This is a genomic window from Singulisphaera sp. GP187, assembly GCF_900129635.1.
GTDB lineage: Bacteria > Planctomycetota > Planctomycetia > Isosphaerales > Isosphaeraceae > Singulisphaera.
Genome location: NZ_FSRB01000005.1, coordinates 44577 through 63847 on the forward strand (window position 1 = coordinate 44577; position 19271 = coordinate 63847).

General features: G+C 59.6%; 6 protein-coding genes. 3 read left to right on the forward strand and 3 right to left on the reverse strand.

Features of this window, described 5'->3' with window-relative positions; genetic code table 11:
* Positions 1-860 precede the first annotated feature (860 nt).
* Both BUS42_RS41575 and BUS42_RS41580 read left to right on the forward strand, forming a co-directional pair.
* Entirely contained in the window at positions 861-2294 is a 1434-nt protein-coding gene (locus BUS42_RS41575) for a class I SAM-dependent methyltransferase (RefSeq protein WP_074318007.1), read from the forward strand.
* Positions 2295-2404: 110 nt separating this feature from the next.
* Complete coding sequence (locus BUS42_RS41580) at positions 2405-3865, forward strand: hypothetical protein (protein ID WP_254054153.1); 1461 nt, start codon at positions 2405-2407, stop codon at positions 3863-3865.
* A gap of 2128 nt (positions 3866-5993) precedes the next feature.
* On the opposite strand, the gene BUS42_RS41595 is transcribed toward BUS42_RS41580, so the two are convergent.
* The 3 genes from BUS42_RS41595 to BUS42_RS41610 all read right to left on the reverse strand — a co-directional run bounded on the left by BUS42_RS41595 (position 5994) and on the right by BUS42_RS41610 (position 10592).
* Positions 5994-8372 carry a polymorphic toxin-type HINT domain-containing protein gene (locus BUS42_RS41595; RefSeq protein WP_074318014.1) on the reverse strand — a complete coding sequence of 793 codons (2379 nt, stop codon included), beginning with the start codon at positions 8370-8372 and terminating at the stop codon, positions 5994-5996.
* Between the two features lie 340 nt (positions 8373-8712).
* Positions 8713-9966, reverse strand: coding sequence for an IS630 family transposase (locus BUS42_RS41605; protein ID WP_074306086.1), 1254 nt, complete (start codon positions 9964-9966; stop codon positions 8713-8715).
* A 59-nt stretch (positions 9967-10025) separates the two neighbouring features.
* Positions 10026-10592 carry a hypothetical protein gene (locus BUS42_RS41610; RefSeq protein WP_074318017.1) on the reverse strand — a complete coding sequence of 189 codons (567 nt, stop codon included), beginning with the start codon at positions 10590-10592 and terminating at the stop codon, positions 10026-10028.
* A gap of 2238 nt (positions 10593-12830) precedes the next feature.
* Between BUS42_RS41610 and BUS42_RS41630 the strand changes: the two genes are divergently transcribed.
* Positions 12831-19271, forward strand: a 6441-nt coding sequence (locus BUS42_RS41630) for a beta strand repeat-containing protein (RefSeq protein WP_173878292.1), incomplete at its 3' end; no start/stop codon positions are given.

The window sequence follows — 19271 nt, forward strand, 5'->3', positions numbered from 1 at the left end:
TCAGATAGCCGGCGCGTTACGCGGCGTAACAGGGTCCAGTCCGTCCCCAGACTGCCGGCGCGTTACGCGGCGTAACAGGGGCCAGCCAACGAACGGGATGGTCGAGCAGGGCAGGGGAGGCCTCCTGGGATCCGTTGGAGTGCCTTCGATTCGACGTCTGGCGACTCGGTCGGATCGACCGCGGATTCGTTGCGGGCTCAAGGTCGTTTGCGTCAAAAAAAACAGGATCACTGAAAAAAAATCTCCCCCCGGCTGGCCGCGCATCATGCTCTCCGATGACCGACTCTTGGAACCAGGAGGGCGCAAAATTCCAGGGCATGATTTGAAGGTGTAAGCTCGCTGTAAGATGAAATATTGATTTGATTTAAGCGTACGGCAGACGTTGACCGCTCACGATCAAGACGGGCCCGATCGACGGTTCTCGAACCGGTCCGATCCGGTGGCAGGGCTTGGTCCTGGGGTGAACCGAGGTCGAGGGAATAAATCCTAAAAAAATCGGGGCCGTTGCGAACTGGAATGACGCTTGGTTAAGGTAGTGAGTCCCACGCTTGCTTGTGTCGTTGGATTGGGGGATGGTATGTCCCAAGTTCCCATGATCTCGACACCCCCCCTCGGCAAAGCGTTCCCACTTGTGGCACAGGGCCCATTGGCCTGATAAGCGGCCCAGTTGATGAGAGGAATGCCCATGACGTGGCTCCTTCCTATCGCTAACGATCTTCCGTTGGTCCTGGCCTATCTGGACCCAGGGAGCGGGAGCTTGTTACTCCAGGTGCTAATTGCAGGAATGTTCAGTAGCTTGTTCTTTTTGAAGTCGTCGATCGGCGTGGTGCGGACTTCGGTCAGCCGCGTCTTCAAAAATCATGCATGAGGTCCGAGGAACGCGATCGACTGCCTCATTTCGCGACCCCAACGGCTTCGTGTTTCAACAAGACGGTGTGCTCTATCGCCAGGTCAACAACTCCTATCGGAGCGACTACGACCTCCTGATCGAGTCGGGACTCTACGGCCGCCTTGTGGACGATGGCTGGCTCATCGCCCACGAGGAGGTCGAACTGGCTTCGCCCGACTCCGATTCCGAAGCCAGCTACAAGGTACTCCGGCCTGAGCCGATCCCATTCATTTCCTACCCTTATGAATGGAGCTTCAGTCAGTTCAAGGACGCCGCGCTTCTGACCTTGGCGATCCAGAAGCGGGCGATCGAATACGGAATGACGTTGAAGGACTGCACCGCCTACAACGTCCAGTTCCGGAACGGACGCGTGATCTTCATCGATACCCTCTCGTTTGAAACCTATCGCGAGGGGAACCCGTGGGTTGCCTATCGCCAGTTTTGCCAGCACTTCCTGGCCCCGCTGGCACTGATGAGTCGGACCGACGTTCGGCTCAATCAGCTCTTGCGGACGAATATCGACGGGATCCCACTCGACCTGGCCAGCCGCCTGCTGCCGGCGCGATCGAAACTCTGGCCGTCGTTGGCGATCCATATTCACTTGCATGCAAAAATGCAGACAGCTTATGCGGGCACGGCGGCGCCGCCGCGATCGGTCAAGCGTCGGTTCGGACGTGGGGCGCTGTTGGGCCTGGTCGATCACCTCGAGTCGGCGATCCGCCGATTCCGTTGGGAACCGGGGAAGACCGAATGGGCCAGCTACTACCGCGAGCACAGTTACACCGACTCGGCCTTGGTTCGTAAGGAAGAGGTCGTCGCGGATTACCTCGACCGGCTCAGGCCGGCGACCGCCTGGGATCTGGGAGCGAACACCGGCCGGTTCAGCCGGGTCGCCGCGGCGCGGGGGATCACGACGGTTTCGTTTGATGTGGATCCGGGCTGTGTCGAACTGAACTATCGCGAGGTCGTCCAGCGCGGTGATGCTCGGATCTTGCCGTTACTGCTCGACCTGCTCAATCCGAGTCCCGGCACCGGCTGGCAGAATCATGAACGGGCCTCGCTTCTGAGCCGCGGTCCGGTCGACGTGGTACTGGCCCTCGCTCTAGTCCACCACCTGGCGATTGCCAATAATATTCCGCTGGTCGGTATTGCCGAGTTTCTGCATCGGCTCGGGCGATCCCTGATCATCGAGTTCGTACCGAAGGGTGATCCGCAAGTTGCCCGGCTCCTGGCCAGTCGTGAAGACATCTTTCCTGATTATCACCAAGCTGAATTCGAGCGATGTTTTCGACAATACTTCGCCATCGAGGCCTCGGATCCGATCCCGGACAGCGGACGGGTGATGTACCTGATGCGGGGCAGGGGGGATCGGCCCGGTGGCGATGGGTCTTCCATCCCTTTCTGATCGGGATCTTCCCGATCCTCTCCCTCTATTCGCACAACGTCTATGAGACGTCGCCCCGGTCGTTGCTGGTGCCGATCGGCCTGGCGCTCGCCGTGCCCTTCGCGATCTGGGTGACCCTGTGGGCGATCTCCCGGGACCGCCAGCGGGCCGCGCTGGCGACCTCGATGCTGATCGCTCTCTTTTATGCGTTTAATCCCTTCCTGGTCGTCGTCGACACCCTTCTGGAAGTGCTAAGCCAATTCTGGGTGAACCGGGGGTATCGCGAGCATCCGTTACTCGTGGTGACGATCCTGGGATTCGGAGCGATACCCCCGCTGATTTTGATCTTCAGGCGTTTGAAGGACCCTGGCCTCTGGTCGGGCTATCTGAACGTCTTCGCCCTGATCCTTGTGCTCATGCCGACTGGCAATGTGGTCATGGCCTGGATCCGCGAACCCGCCAAGCCGATCATTCGAGCGGAAGGGGGGATCGCGCTACCCTCGAGGCCGGCGCGGTTACCTGACATTTACTTCATCATTCTTGATGCCTACGCGCGCTCGGACGTGATGAAGGAGCTCTTCGACTTTGACAACGAACCGTTTCTCCACCGACTCGAGAAGAAGGGATTTTTCATCGCGCGTGAAAGCCGGACCAACTACGGCCAGACGCCCTTATCGCTCGCCTCGACTTTGAATTGTGAGTATCTCGACAAGTTGATTGCACCCTCGACGCGCGACCGCGATCCCCTGGCCCTCTTGATCGGCGACAACCTTGTTGTCAAATCGTTACGGCCTCTCGGCTATCAGTTCGCGGCGTTTGCGACCGGCTACGACCCCACCGAGTGTACCCAGGCGGATCGCTTCCTCGGTCCTCGCCATCCGGCGGACAACTTCCAGATGTTGGTGGTCCGGATGACGCCGTTGCGGTTCCTGCCCTTCCCGGTGAAATCCTGGGATTTCTACAGGTCGATGCGTGAACGGATCCTTTTCGTCCTGGGCCACCTCCCAGAGCTGGCCCAAGCGAAAGAGCCGACGTTCACGTTCGCCCACATCGTCGGTCCGCACCATCCCTTCGTCTTCGGTGAGAATGGCGAGGATGTCAGCCCGAGCGCGAGCAACGCCAGGGGCAGAGGCTCCAAGAAGCTCGACAACCCCAAGAACTACCGCGACGGCTATCGCAAGCAGGCAATCTATCTCACCAAGCGGGTCGAAGAGACGATCGATCGAATCCTCGCCCAATCGCCCGAGCCACCGATCATCATCCTTCAGTCCGATCATGGCTCCGGCCTACGTCACCACCTCAACGACCTTGAACGGACCGACCTTCGCGAACGGATGAGCATCTTGAACTGCTATTACTTTCCCAACCACAATTACGAAGGACTCACCCCGAGGATTACGCCGGTCAACTCGTTTCGAGTCGTTTTCAACAACAACTTTGGAACCAAGCTGCCGATCCTGGAAAATCGCAACCTGTTCTCGACCTACGACGATCCCTTTCAGTTTGTTGATGTTACGGACCGTTTGGATTCCAACCGTGACCGGGGCAGGGAGTATACCCCGCCCGACTCTTATCCAGGCATGGTGCATTAGCGAACCTGAAGTGCCACAAATTCGAACCACAAACGTACGACAGTGTCGACTGATCTTCCCATAGGAGGTCGGTTGACATTCCCGAGCGCCTAGCAATCTGGAGCACGAGACTGGCGTCTAAGGCAAGTTTGTCATTGAGACCGTTTTCGTTGGCTGAGAATTCCGTGCGGAGGTGATGGCGGACACACTCCGAGATAGCTTTGCGGAACGCGACCGTATTATCTGCCGAGACGGCGCGAAGGGCGGCGAGGAGGAGACGAGGAGACGAGGTTTTTTGACCCGCGATCGTTCGATCACCTGCTCGTAAGGAGGCCAGTCTGAGCGGGGCCTCCTCAGAACAAGGGATGCGGCCAGCATCCGCCACGCCTTGTCCGGCGGGCCGAAGTGGAATTCTTTTGAGCGGGGACGTCGCTCCCGGGGTATTCGGCCAAGCGCACTGCGGCCGTGTGATCGTTCAGGCACAGCGCCCAGAGGAGTCCGTCGCGGAAAGTCTCCATCCACCGGAATTCTCGGCGACACCATTCATGCCCGGGTATAAACGATCTCTTGTAACCCCCATCCGGGTGGGCGGGGTCATCGACCCACCATGTGACCACGTAGGATTCCTGCCAATCTCCGGTGAGAGAATCTTCGACCTCCGCCACCAGCGCTGTCGCGTACTCCCTTGCCTTCTCCGGCCGCCCCTGGAGGTAGTAGGCGAGTACAACTTGGTGTGTGAAAGTCGGCCTGGCCTGCTTGTCGAACTCGATGTTGACCCCCCCTGCTTCTGAAAAACAGCGAGTGAGCTGAGCCGCTTTTCTAGGGCGATATCGGACTCCAGATCGACCCCGAGCCCCGCGTAGATTGGCAGTGGATTCATCGGCTCCCTCCCAAAGTATCTCTTGATGCGAATGGCCAAGCGGGTCCATTAGGCGGGACGTCCGCAATACTGCGGAGTTGAAATTTTGGGGTGATTTTCTCTCCCGCCTTGGACGTGCCGACGACCAAAGTTATGATGTTGTTATGATTTCGTAGGGGATAAAATTGGGGATTGAGGAAATTTTCGAATCGGAATGGAGTTGAGGAACGGTCTCCTTAAATTTCCTCCGTCCCCATTTTAGCTTCCCTCGCCTGGCGGCCGAACTCGTCGTAGCCGTAGGTCAGGTCAGGTCAGGTCAGGTCAGGTCAGGTCAGGTCAGGTCAGGTCGGTGACGGGGGCGGCCGGGTCGGTCCCGGTCCAGACGCGCGTCTTCTGGCCGGTGGCCGGGGCGTACTCGTAGTCGACCGCCCTCTCGGTGGAGGTGACCGCGATCAGCCGCCCTTCTCGGTGACCGGTTCGCCCTTGTGATCATCAGTTCACCATAAGGAAATCTCCTGGCAACCACTTTACTCTTTCCTCCCGCGCCATCGGACCTCGTCGTTGGGGCCGAAGAGGAGTCGCCAGCCTGACGAGTCATCGGTAACGAGTACGACTTCGAACGGATACCAGAAATCATCAAAGAATTCGCAGAGCGTCCCCCACTTGACTATGGCCGCCCCGCCGTCGCTCGCGCTCCATTCGACGAAGACGTCATCCTCCGCCGGAATGGGTCGTGAACGAAGCCAAGACCTTGTTTTCTCGAGATCGGATGGATCGATTTCCGTCCGCACCCACCCGGGCATGGGCATGTTGCTTCTCACCGTGTTCATCAACCGAATCAGGTCATGGCGTCTGGCGAGTTCCTGTGCGGCCGCCGCCGCCAAAGGTCTGATGCTTGCGAGTGTTTCTGAATTCAAGACATTGTAATTCTCGGAAGTGAATCGGTAAGCGATTGGCCAGTCGGCGAATGGGATGCATTGAGAACTCAGTGGCGTATTGATCATGACGTAACTCCTCGCGGGCGCCGGCCCTAAGACCACTGTGTCACCGCACCCCATGATTGTAGTGGCCGACGGCCCTTTGTTCGAGCGGATTGCCGCGAGGAAGAGCCGAAAGGCCGCCGCCCAAACGTACCACGGCAGGTTTGTATGCACGAACCACCTCACCGGTTGTCCGACCGCCTTCGATCTGCCTCTTGAGCGACTGCGGCGCCCGGCCCCGCGGCTGGGCGCCACCTACCTGGGTGATTCGACCGCTTGAGTGTGGAAGGGGCCACTGGGATTGCAGCAGCTACCCTGGTTTTGTGAGCAATTCGACATAACGCCAATAATCAGCCTCAGGGAACGTGATATGTCCGTTGATGCCACCCCTCCCGCGCTTGCCACCAGTGTAATCTTGGAACTTGATGTGAAACATGTTACTGCCGCCGTCGGGGGGTTCGATTCGGAACCACTTTTTGGTGCCGAAAGCCGGATCCACGTAGACCCCGGGATTTCCCGCAGAGTCGGGAACGCCCGGCGGCGCCTCGATGGCGTCGCTCCCCAGGAAGTTCTTGACCGCGTTGAGAGCATCATCAAGTGAATCAGCGTTCTCGTTGTAATGTGGCTTTCCCGAAGACAGGGCGCTCTTCATCCCCTTCAAGAGAGTCCCGTAATCCGCGTTGTGCACGAGAATTCCGTCCACCCCTTCGCGGTCCGCCACGTAATAGCAGTGGTTGTCCGCAACCTCCAAATTGTAGACGATGATGTCCGATTCAAGATCCTGGTGACGAATCGACATCACAGTGCAGAGGCTATCACCAGACGTACGGAGCCGGTCTCCTTCCATGAGGCTCCGGGCCGCCAACCATCCCTTTCCATCGACCCAGAACGGATGCTCAGGTGTGGGGGTCAATGTCTGCTGAAGTTTGTCGATGCCGCCGACCCGGATGACGAGGAGCGACTTTGCTTGCCGCCTGTAGACCTTCGCGACCCTCCCGAGAGCGCTGCGGTCGACATGCGTCTCCTCGGCGCAGAGTACGGTGTCGCCGACGACGACGTCCTCGATGTTCTTATACTGCACATCGAACCCAGGATGGTGGCCATGCGAGCCATTCGCCACGGTGAGCACCTTCGTTCCGGCGGGGAAGCACGTGGGGATCCGTCGGATCAGCCCGAACCCTCCAAGACCTGCGAATAGCCTAAACCCGGCTTGATCAAGTTCGCCGTTGAAGAGCGACTCGATGATTCCGGCACCCGTGGAGATGACGTTGAATCCGAACAAAGCCGTCTTGATCGTGTAATGTGCCGCGTGCGTCAGCAGGCCCCATTGGCTACCCAACGCTCCACCCGCCGCTCCAAGGATAAACCCCGAAACGGCCCCTCGGAGTGCGGCCTGCTGCCAATCATCGCCTCCAAGCGCTGCATCAATCCCGCCGTAGGTTGCCCCTCCTATGGCGCCCAGGACCGCCCCTGTGCCCACACTCCTGATTGTCGTTTGGACGCCGATTGAGACTGTGATTCCGGACAGAGTGAATTCGTGGCCACTGGCGTCGACAAAATCGACCGGATTTCCGCCAGCGTAGGAGTAGTGATTCTGCGTGACTGGGTCGGCGACCTCGCCGTCGTACGAGTCGCGCGAGGTGAACCGCCCCGCCGACGCGTCGTAATACCGGGCGCGCAGGTAGTCCAGCCCCGTCGCCGCGTCGCGCTGCTCGCCCGCGAACTGGTAGGCGTTGACCGTCGTTCCGGTGTGCGCGAGCGTGATGCCGTAGGCGTCGTACTTCGTCGTATCGGTCACGACGCCCGTCGCGTCCGTCAGCTTCCGTGTGCTCCCCAACCCGTCCTTGACGTAGAACGAACGTGTCCCATTCCGGTCCTGGAACAGCAGGTCCAGTCCGCGCACGTACGACGCCACCAACGCTCCGCCCGGCGCGTACTCTTCAAGCACCTGGTCGTATGCCTGGTTGGGGTCGTTTAGGTAGGTCGTCCGCTGCCCGTCGGTCGTCGCAGTGACACGATTGCCGTCGTCGTCATACAAGTAGTCCGTGTGATGCGTCGTCCCATTCGCGTCGGGGACGTTGGCACTGATGAGTCGCCCCTCCAAATCCCAGGCATAAGTCGTCTGGGAGGTCGTTGTATTGCCGGTGCCGTTGTCGGTCGTGACGGTCTCGGTTTTGGTGTCGCCGTTGCCGTCGTAGGAATAGGTAGCCGTGTACCCTCCGCCTTTGGAAATTCCGTAGACCTCCATCAGCCGGTTGTCGGTGTCATAGTAAGATCGGAGATCGGAGGCACCCGTGCCATCGCCGGTGTCGGTGAGCGAAGAACGGTTCCCGGCCAGGTCATAGGCGTAGCCGAACGTTCGGTCGGTGGCCGAGGGATCATGAGTGATCGCCTCCTTGACTAAGCGACCATCAGCGTCGTAGGTATAGGCAACTGTGCGGCCGCTGGCCTCGGTCATGGACCGGCGGAGGCCGTTCTTGTCGAGCGTGTAGGTGAAACCGGCAAGGACCGGCCCCGACGCTCCGAGTGTCGTCACGATCGAGGTCAAGTGGTTGAGGACGTCGTAGCCACGAGTCTCGACCGTGCCGTTGGGCATTGCGGTCGAGACTAAGCGATCGTCGAGGTCGTAGGTGTAAGTCGTGACCAGCGGCTGGGACAGCGTGGCGCCGTCGAGCTTGTCGACCGTCACGGTGTGGAGACGGCCTTCCTGGTCGTATCCGTAGTGGATGTCGGTTTTCGCTGTGGTGACGCCGGTCTTTTGGCCGGTGGCGGGGTCGTAGGTGTAGGTGATGTCCCCCTGGAGCGCGTCGATCTCGACAAGTTGGCCGTGCGCGTCGTAGTACGAGGTGGTCGTGCCGTTGTCAGGTGTGACGACCGTGTTGTAGCGGCGGCCGTTGGCATCATACTGATCGTACGTGTAGGTTACAGCCTTCGTCGGTGCGTTCGCTTGGAAGGCCGCTAGACCGACTTTTCGTTTTTGAAGGCTAATGAAGAGGCCAACATCCCGGGGCCTCCCATCTTCTCTGTTTTTACGCCGCTGACTTCATCAGCGGACGACCCGTGTAGGTCCAGCGAAACGGCTTCGCGAATACCTTGTTGAAATAGGTAAGGAAGTTCAACAGCTTTGATTGCAGATCATTCACCGACGTGAACGAACCGCGACGAATCACCTTTCGCATGATCACTCCGAAGATCACCTCGATCTGGTTCAGCCACGAGCTGTGCTTCGGAAGATATACAAATCGAATCCGATGACTTGTGTCCGACAAGAACGCTTGCCGGCTCGCCACCGACTTCAGCACCCCACGTTTACCTTTTTTGCCCAATTCCAGGGGGATTTCACACGCCACGGCAATCTGATTCACCAGGCTTTCCGTGCAATGAATGTTCAAGTTGTCCGCTATAAATACCCACGATCCCTCCGGGTCCAGAGTCAACGTCTGCTCGATGTGACGGACGAAGTCCGCCTCGGTTCGCGTCGGGCCAATCGTTTGAGTGAGCATCTTTCCGGTCGTTACTTCGAAGTTGCCGATCAGGCATAACGTCCCGTGTCGGATATACTCAAACTCGATCCGTTCGCACTTCTCTGCGATCATCCCCTTGGTGGGAGCGATCCGCTCCAGCGCCTGGAGACCGGTCATCTCATCAATGCAAACGGTGTGGGTCGCATCGTTCCGCTCCCGCTCCGACGCCATGAGGTACGTGTCACAGACCGTCTTGACTTGCTCCTCAAAACGTTGAGGATCCTTCTCCGTGGTGTTGAGCCAATACCGGCTCTTGTGGGGCTGCAAGGCGGCCTCATCCAGGTAACGGCTCACCTGGGACGATGAGATCGATACCACAATGCCGCGTTTGACGACCTCATCGGCCAGTTCCCGAGCGGTCCAGTGGGTGATCGGTCGGCCCGACTTCTCAGGCGGCTCACAAGCGATCGCCAAGATCTGGGTGACCTGCTCTGGGGTGAACTTGCTGGGGGCGCCGGGGCGTGGTTCGTCGGTGAGGACGGCTTCAATCGCATGGCGCAGTTTGGCGCGAGTCTCGCAGCATTCGATGTTGATCAGTTTCTCCCAAGCGTTGGCCCAGCGTCGTCGCCAGCGTCCGACCTGGCGGTGGACCAGACCGACCGCCTCGGCGATCTCTTGATTGCGAAGGCCGTCGAAGCCCATCAGGATGATCGAGGCGCGTTGCCGGAGTCGCGAGGGTGCCGTGGTGGCACGGGACAAAGTCCGAAGGATTTCCTGCTGGCACTCGGTAATGGTGATCTTGGCCGCCTGGCCCGGCATGACGTGTGAACTCCTGGTGGCTGGTAAGTTAGTCCATCCAGGTAATTTTGGGGTGTTCGTCAACCCCTTGGGCTATCGAATACGAAAAGTCGGTCTAGGCCGCCGTACGACCCAAGGAGCAGCCAAGCATCAAGCAAGGCGACCAATCGCTCGCGCTCCTCTTCCCAGGGAGACATGGCGAAGTAGATCGTCCCTACGAAAGAATCCCATTCGTCGATGGGGAGTGCCAAGACAGGAAACCTCCGCGACAGGAAGCCCACCGCAGGTCTGGCGTCAGGCGGGACGTGGTTGACCGAGGTTGCCGCGATCGGCATCGGGGGGATTGCCGAGGACCGATCCTTGGGGAACTCGACGACTTCGAGTGTGCCTCGGCACGGGCCGATCATGGCGTCGATAAATTCGATGGTTGATCCAAAATAAATGCCTATGACTGTGTGGACCGCTTCGCCGAAATCAAGGATGGCCAGCGCAAGCCAGTTGAGCGTGTCTTGCCCCAATAGCCGGGCATCGACACGGAATTGGGCTCGTGTGCCGCTAAACTCGACGCCCGTCGAGGCGAGCGAGATAGGACCGTCATCGAAAGCACCCTGTTTGGCCGCAGCCTGCCCCCAAGCGGGCCACTGCATCGACGAAGGCTTGGCGGACGGCCTTGCCGACCCTGGTTCGGAACCCCACGGTGATCTCAAGATGGGCGAGGTCGAACTCCCAGGTGCGGGTGGTCGGATTGTGCCCTGTCCGACAGAGAGGCCGGCCTCCGTTCCGAGCTTCTGCTCGGATTGTGCAAGGTTGCGGCGGTTTAGATGCCATAATGTACATAAACTCGATATCAATTCATATTGACTTGCGAAAATGCGGTTAACGCGATGACGATTATAACAAAGACGAACATGCTATAGTTTTTAAATAGTCATTTGCATTAATAGATTCTGTTCTTTGTGGCCAGCCCATCCGAATGAGCCTGTGGTTAAGGCCGATGTGTGTCGCCTCCGACCCCCTGACCGGTTGGCTCGTCGTGACGAGGTCGGGTATCGGTGAGGAAGAAGGGCAGTGGCTTGTTCGTTCGCGGACTGAACAACGGCAGATCTGAATTCAATGTCCCTTCTGCCAGACGACCCAGAACGTCCTTACTCGGTGCTTGGACGACAATCACGTTGACGGGCGGGAATCTTTCCTCACTGAGGGCAGCTAATCTGCCTGGGTGCCAATTGATTTGCTTGTGGATTTGGGTCATGCCCGTTCGGGATCCGGGATTACCAGTCAGAGCATCCCTTCTTTCAGGGTTTCAAGGATGGTGTGCCACCAGATTTTCTCGCTCAGAGCGTCTGGGGCGATCGACTTCATGCAGGACTCGAGGGGATCGTCCGGTCCTGTTACCTCATCGAAGGGCAGCTCCGTCGTCAAATGACAGTGTGAGACAAACATCGCCAGAAATAACCCCAGGTTCTGTACGTTCGAGTTCACGAAGAGAGGACGTTGACTCCTCGTGGTGTCGATCCTGACGATGGCCCCGCGTTTCATCCATTCAAAACACATTAACTAATAATGATTAATTTCCAAACATAAATAGCGAGTCCGTTCTTCGCTGGCTAGGTGAGGAGCGTATTGCGACTGCGCCGGAGTCGCCAGTAGCCGGAACGTCTGACCGATGATTGCGACGAGTGACTTGTTATCCGGTGGGAGGCCAACCCTCGAGAGGTAGTCCACAGCTGAGGGCGGAAGCCCAAGGGGGACGAGCGTTTCCCGATCCATGGTCATCAGTTCACTCCCGGGAAAAACTCCCCGGATGAACGAGATGGGCGCTGCGATCGCCCCGACGAGATGGCTCGGTGGTTGGTTCATCATCCCCTTCCTTTATGCATCGCAGGGTTTGCGTCTGTTCCCGAGGGATTGCCGCGATCGCGATGAATCCGTGCGGCCTACGAATCGTGATTGGCCACGACACGAGTGGCTATCCTCCTCACGATCCGAATGCCGGGCAACCCCTTGGCGTTTCCAGCCGCCTCCTCCTCGCACCTTTGAAGTGCGAGAGCGTTGCCCGAACGTTCGGGGCCGAGCCCACCCAGGAGCGGTTCAGGCGAATCGAGCGCTCGGGGACCCTGACCGACCGATTCACAGGTTCAATCCGAAAGTGAAAGCTCGCGACCGCATTGAATGTTTTATTAGGCGTGGATTGGTTCGCGGGTTGGCGTTTTTCCAGCGAACGTGACGATCCGGCCGCGGTCGTCGCGTTCGTGGTAGAGCAGGGGGGGGGCGCCGCGGATTCGACGATCAATCCGTTCGAATCGAGGAGTGAGCAAAAAACGCAATACCGATCAGGTAGGCACCCCTAGACACGAGGAAGGTCTCATGACTATCCTCATTTGTTCCGCTTGGTACAACCCCTAGATTCTTCGTTCTCGGATCGGTTTTGTCGTCTCCACAGTGTCGTGGGACCGGACGGCCTGGATCCGAGTGGTCGTGGTTACCCGAGATTTCTTTATTCGAATGCATGCTCGATTTGAAACTCGAGCGCAGTTGTGGTGCGCACATTGTGCCGGTTTGTTCACACGCCTTGTCCTTTAAATACCACAATCCAAAGCATGCCCAAAAAACTTGTGTTGACGAAACCGAATCCGCACTGATAGCTTGCATGCAAGCTATCAGTAAGTGTGTCGGTTTTCCGTGCCATTCGGAAATGATGTGCAACGGTTCGCGATGATGCGATTGGCAATCTTCACACGTTAGTCGCCTCGATTTGACTAACGGCACAGTCGGCTGCATGTTTGCTAGATTAACAGGATTCCCTTCCTCGACCCGACGTTGTGCTCGGCTCGTAAATGCCCTGGTCCAGGGTTGCGCTCAGATATTACAGCGGAGAGATGGCCATGCGTTCGGAACGGTCCGAAGTCAAAGCCAAGGCGGGCCAGAATCAGGCCCTGGTTGGGTTTCGCCGTGAATCCGCTCGGAAGTCGGCGCTGCGCCGGCTGACGCTCGAGGGGTTGGAGGAACGGACCCTGATGTCCACCTTGCCGGCACCCCTCGCGCCGCTTGCGGCCACCGGGATCGTGACCGGACTACGGGGTAACGCCAGCACACCGTCGATCGCCGTCGACAAGAACAACCCGCAGAAGTTGGTCGCGACCTGGACCGTCAACGATCCCGCGCAGGGCGGAGACACCAAGGTCTGGGTTTCAGCGGCCTATTCGAACAATGGCGGGCAGAGCTGGAATTCGATCAACAATTTCGGCCCCGGGTCCGCCTTGCCCGATCCGACGACGAGCAACCCGATCAAGTCATACGCCCGCGTGACCAACGCCAGCGTCGCCTTCGACCGCAACGACCAGGTCTACATCCTCGACTCCCATAACCAGGGGAACACCGGTCCGAACGCTCCCAACGCGCTGGTACTTTACAAGTACGACTTCTCGGGCAATACGCCCTCGTCGGTGTTTGCAAACACCATCTACCAGGCCACCCAGGACATGGCGTTGACGCCGATGCTGGCGGTGGATGACAACCTAACGAACTATGTGGATACCAACTACCAAGGCCAGAGTTACGTCCAGAACGATCCGTACGTCAACACGGTTTACGTCGCCTGGGCCACCAACGATCAGCCACATCAGAACGCGGTGAATTTTAACCCGAATCGGATCCTGATGGTTGCGTCGTCCGATGGCGGAGCCAACTTCTCGGGCCCGATCGTCCTCAATAACAACGGCAATAACGGTGGCGGTGGTGCGCAGCAGGCCACGACCCCGAAACTGTCGATCAGCCAAGGGCGGCCGGCGAACCCGGCGCTTTACGGGCAAGGCGACTTGGGAGTGCCCGGGGGACAAGTCTCGGTCGTTTATGACGATTTCAACTCCGGAGTCGGAGGCAGCCCGCCGTACGACATCATCTGGAACAACCGCACTTCGGGCGCGGCGACTCAAACGGTCAATGGTAACGTCGGCGCGATCCCGGCCGCCACGACGACCACGTTTCAGACCCCGGCCTTCACGATCACGAACCCCAACTTCAAAAGCCTGAGCGACCTGACAGTCAGCCTCGTGTTGGCACATGCGTCGGTCAACGATCTGAGCATTACTCTGATCGCGCCCAACGGCCTGTCCATCCTTCTGACGCCGAACGGTGGGCAAACTGCCGGCGGGGCGTCCGGGGCGAACCTCGGGATTGCCACGGACGGCATCTCATCACCGACGATCTTCACCGACAACGGCGTGTCCGCGCGACGGATCGGCAACGCGAACAGCACCTCCCCCTACATGGGGTATTACCGTCCCGCGGGGGGGAGTCTGAATCAGGTCTTCGGCGGGATGACCGCGGCGCAGATCGGTAGCGGTCCTTGGAAGTTAGTGATCAACAACGTCAACACAACGACCGGCGGTACCCTCCGGAGTTGGTCGCTCAACTTCAACTCGGGGATGACGCCGGGGCAAAACACCCAGGTGGCCATGACCCTGGTTCGGGGGTCGATGACCGATTCGTATCCGTTGGGCGCCGCGGTTTCGGGGCAGGGGATCGGCCCGGGAATTTCGCTCGCTTCGGACAACACCGTCGGCGCGTATAGCCAGTATCAGGGCCGGCTCTACGTGACCTACGTCAACCGGTACAACTTCACCGGGAACCCGGCCGACAACACCGACATCCAGATGATGGTCTCGGACGATGGCGGGTTGACCTGGGGACTTCCTGCAAGTCCGGGCGCGGTTCGCCGAGCGACGTTCGGGACCTATGGTCAACTGGTCAACGACGACCTGGCGATCACGGATGGTTTCTCCGAGGCCAACGGCGGAAACCGCGGCCGGCCGCAGTATCAGCCTCAGGTCATGGTCGACGCGATGACCGGCACGGTGGTGGTGTCGTTCCTCGACGCGCGCAATGACGCAGCTCGCGCACGTGTGACGACCTACGTCGGCGCCAGCATTGACGGTGGTCAAACCTACTCGCCGCAGGTGTTCGCCAACGACTCCCAGACAGCCGTCGACGCACTTACCGGCAAGACCGTGGTTCTCGGTCCGATTCCCGAAAACCAATCGGGGGGCAATCCCGCGACGGACGGCACGTTCGGCTTCGGGTCACGCCAGGGGTTGGCCGTTTACGGCGGTAAGATCCACCCGGTCTGGTCGAGCAACCAGAACGGCGGCATCGGCACTGTGACGCAGACGCTTGGCATCCGGACCAGCACGATTTCGATCGCCGCGGGTCCGCGGATCATCGACAGCACGATGGGCCCGGTCGGCCTGGCGGGCGATACGGTCAATCCCTCGAACGGCAACACGCCGACCGTCAGTTCCTTCCTCGTCAGGTTTGACCGCCCGATCGATCCCAATTCGTTTGTTCCGACAAGTGTTCAGGTGTTATTCCGTGGTACGGCGGCGAACAGCAGTGTGGTGTCGATCCCGGTCTTGCAGGTCGTGCCGATCCAGGTGAACGATCCGAATAACCGCAACAATGCCTTCGGATACACCCTGTTCAAGGTCTCGTTCCAGCCCAGCTCGAAAGTCGGCACCTACAGCTATTACATCACGCCCGAGATGCATGACCGGATTGGCAGTGCGACGACGCAACTGCAGACAACCGGCTTGCCTCAGAATTTCGCCAGCTCCGATCCCAACCTTCCGGTGACGATCACGCCGGTTACGGGTAGTTCGGCGACGGTTGTGCAGTCTTCGTTCGTGGTCTCCGGCTTCCCGGCCAACGCGTTGATCACGAATGCCACGCTCAATCTGACGATCAACTACACCGCCGACCAGGCTTTGACTCTGACTCTCATCGCTCCACCGGACGCGTTTGGAAATCGGGCCTCGATCACGCTGTCGAACCAGCACGGCGTTGGAGGCCAGGGCTACATCAATACGACGTTTGACGACAATGCCCCGACTTCGATCGCCGGCGGCGTTCCCCCGTATAACGGAAGCTTCCGGCCCGACGTCGCGCTGCGGCAACTGCAGGGATTGCCGATCAATGGTGTCTGGACCCTTCAGATCACGAACAACATCCCGGGTGGCACGGGTGCGCTGGTGAACTGGTCGCTGAACCTCACGCCGGGCGCCGTCGTGCAGATTCCGAAAGCCGGCAACCTGATGGACCAGGATGCCAGTTCTGCCGCCGGCACACTGCCGACTTTCGGTACGTCTACCGGGAGCCTCGGTGATACGTATGCGGTTCCCGCGCCGATCAATACGAAGAACTTGAACTGGCTCAACGGCAACTTCTTGCCGGCTCCCTATGATCAGGATTCGCTCCCGCTGATCGTGCCCGGCCCGCATATCATCAGCTCGCATGTCCCGGGCGCTCCGGTCACTTCCGACAACCTGGTGACCAACGGTACGGTCAACGCCATTGATGTCACGTTCGATCGCGACATGGACCCGACCACGGTCACGGTCGCGAGTATCTTGCGGATCATGGGCCCGACCGGTCCGATCAACGGCCCGTTCACAATCGTGGCCAACCCGCTCGGCACAGACCCCAATCCGAGCAGTCCTCGAACCTACCGGATCGGCTTTCCGCGGCAGCAGCTCAGCGGCACTTACACGGTCACGCTTGCCTCGAGCATCAAGTCGGCGCTTGGCGACGCGCTTGATACGAACCTCAACGCCGGCGTCGACGTTCTCAGGCAGACGCCGTCGACCCCCACACCGCCCCTCTCCCTGTCGTCGACCAACGTCCCGGTCGCGATCGCACCCCAGCAGACGATCACTTCGACTCTGACTGTCCCTAATCAGTTTCTTGTGCAGGGTCTGACGCTGACCCTGAACATCAACTACCCCTACGACCCTGACTTGGAAGCGGTTCTGATCGCGCCCGACGGGACGATGGTTCCCCTGTTCACGAACATCGGTGTCACCGGGACGCAAGCGAATTTTAGCAACACAACATTTGATGATGCGGCGGGAACGCTGATCCAGAATGGCGGCCCGCCCTTCTTCGGGGCGTTCAGGCCGCAGCAGGCGCTCAGCGCCCTCAACGGTCAGCAGGCGGCGGGCACCTGGACGCTCCAGATCAAGAGCGACGCCGCCGCCAATACCACCACCACCGGCTCCCTTTTGAGCTGGTCGCTGACCTTCCAGCAGAGCGTGCCAATCTCTGGATTGGGCGAACCCGTCGCCGACCGGGCCACCGTCAACTTCCGAATTTTCACGACCGATCCGACGAATCCGCTGTCGCACAACACCTGGACGCCGATCGGTCCGGCCACTGTCACCAACAACCCGCCGGGCAACGGCTACTCAGGTCAGGTCGGGGCGATCGCGCTCGATCCGTCCGACCCTTCGGGCAACACGGCCTACGTTGCCGGGGCAAGCGGCGGAATCTGGAAGACCACCAACTTCCTGACAACCAACCCGGCCGGTCCGACCTACCTTCCGCTGACCGACTTCGGCCCGACCTACGGGATGAATATCGGAAGTATCGACGTATTCCCACGCAACAATGATCCGAATCAGTCGATCATCATCGCGGGTACCGGCTTCGCGGATGCGGCCAATGACTCCAGCTTCGGCAACACCACGCGAGGAGTCGGTTTCCTCCGCTCGACTGACGGTGGCGCGAGTTGGACCCTGCTCGACAGTACCAACAATAACTTGCCGTTCACGGCCTCCGGTGTTCAACCCCAGCGCGATCACCTGTTCGCCGCCGTCAATGGCGCGGGGCAGGGGACGAGCGCTTACAAGGTCGTCGTCGATCCCCGGCCGACCGCTGCGGGTCAAGTGATTATTTATGCAGCCATGGCCGGCCTCAACGGCGGTCTCTGGCGGAGCATCGACACGGGCCAGACCTGGCAGAAGCTCTCGAATGACGCCACCCAGGGGACGATCGCGACCGACATTACCCTGGACTTCAACAGCGCGATTCCCAACGCGGTCAGCAATCCGACCGGCAACGTGAATATCCTCTACGTCGCCTTCCAGAACCATGGCGTCTACGTCAGCCCCAACCGGGGCCAGTCGCTCAACCTGATGGTCGGCAATGGTTTTGATCCCTTGATCCGAGATCCGGAATTCGCCCCGTCTCCTGCGATCATCGTCGCCAACGGGACGTTCCCCAGTAATCCCGGTCGAATCGTGCTTAGCAAGCCGGCGTACTTGCCAAATACGGTTGCGAATGCCAATGTTCTGAACACAATCTATGCAGGGTGGCTCTATGCCGCCGTTGCCAAGCCCGATGGAAGTGGGCTCCTTGGTCTCTACATGACCAAGGACAGTGGCGCGACCTGGACCCAGGTCCACATGGGCAACATTCCTCAGCAGGCGAACTCCAACCAGTCCGCGGGGCCATCCAACAACCCGAACAACCCCGTCTACGACCCAACGGTCAGCAAAGGCTTCCCTGGTACTGCCAATTACAACATCGCCCTCACGATTGACCCGACGAATCCCAACATCGTCTATCTGGGGGGAACCTCGGTCGGTCAGGCCTCGGGCCTGATCCGGATCGACACGACCAATATCTTCGACTCGCACGCCGCCGTGCCATTCGATGGCAGTCGACCCGATGGTGGTTTGACTCAGGGGCGGAGTGCCGGCCGCATTCAGATCAAGACGCTCAACAACGGTGTGCCGGGTCTCTTGATCGTCAACAACGGCGTGTTCCGATCGCTCGGGGCCAGTGCCTATCTGAACCTGATCCAGGACCCCAATAACGCGTTCCAGACCAATACGACGCTCTATCTCTCGAACGTCAACAGTGTCGGCTCCCCCGATAACAGCGGCGGCCCTGGTTTCACGAACGACGGTTCGGGTGTCACGTGGACCCCGTTCGACGAGTTGCTCTACGGCGGTCTGGCCGACACCTTCCCCTCGACGAACATCCACCGGATGCTCACGATCGTCGACCCGCTTACCGGCCACGCACGGCTGATCGTCGCCGACGACCAGGGGGTCTTCACCGGCGTCGACAATAACGGGATCGTCAGTGCCGGCATTGGCACCGCGGTGTCGCCGACCTACTCGCGCAACGGCAACCTCCAGATCAGCCAGTTCCTCTATGGGGCCGCGCAGCCCAGCACTCTGGCCTCGCAGATCGCTCAGGCCTTGGCGTACGGCAACGGGACCCACACCGGGATCGGTGCCTCGGATCCCAACGTGCTGAACAACGGGAACACCAACTGGCAGGCGCCGTCCGAGAACATCGGCGGTTTCGGCGGTCTTGGTGGCGAGATCAGTGGTGTCGGCGTGCAGACCGACCAGCAAGGCCGGGGGATCGTCTACCAGTATCTCTTCCCGGGCCTCGGCGGCGCTTTCACCGACTTCTTCCAGGTCAGCACCAACGGCGCTCCGTTCATCTCCCGGACCACCGGCCTGATCCAGACCAACGGG

Excerpts from the sequence above, each read along its gene's own strand:
- BUS42_RS41575 (WP_074318007.1), top strand. The coding sequence starts at position 861 with ATGCATGAGGTCCGAGGAACGCGATCGACTGCCTCATTTCGCGACCCC.
- BUS42_RS41605 (WP_074306086.1), bottom strand. The coding sequence starts at position 9,966 with ATGCCGGGCCAGGCGGCCAAGATCACCATTACCGAGTGCCAGCAGGAA.
- BUS42_RS41610 (WP_074318017.1), bottom strand. The coding sequence starts at position 10,592 with ATGCAGTGGCCCGCTTGGGGGCAGGCTGCGGCCAAACAGGGTGCTTTC.